The organism is Acinetobacter sp. 24-47-39 (assembly GCF_056783825.1).
The window spans coordinates 1-345 of the sequence record NZ_JBWYIP010000043.1; the positions used below are offsets into that span (position 1 = coordinate 1).

2 protein-coding genes are annotated in these 345 nt (G+C 36.5%); both read left to right on the top strand.

Annotation, left to right across the window (positions count from 1 at the left end):
- A partial coding sequence (locus AC1M9C_RS14970) for a hypothetical protein (protein WP_481592540.1) occupies nucleotides 1-90 on the top strand: 90 nt, incomplete at its 5' end.
- 142 nt (nucleotides 91-232) lie between these two features.
- On the top strand, nucleotides 233-345 hold a 113-nt coding region (locus tag AC1M9C_RS14975), incomplete at its 3' end, for a CoA-transferase (protein ID WP_481588093.1).

Consider the following 345-nt stretch of genomic DNA (forward strand, 5'->3'; position numbering starts at 1 on the left):
TTCAAACATATTCAATTTGACATTGAATTAGTGAAAGACGTTGAAGGTGCGCCTTCTACTGAAGTTGAACGCCGCCGCGCATCAGCTTAAAAATAATAAAGGGATGGATTTCGCATCCATCCTTTATCTTATTCAACTAAAGAATTTAGACCAATCCAAATCTAATCATTTTGATTTGTTTAAATTTTTGCAAGACCGAAAAGGATATAGATAGCTTTATCTATAAAACGCTATGATTGATAAATCTCAAAAGACTTTAACCGAAGCCCTCTCCCAAATTAAAGACGGTTCAACCATTATGATTGGTGGGTTTGGTACTGCAGGTCAGCCTGCTGAACTCATCGA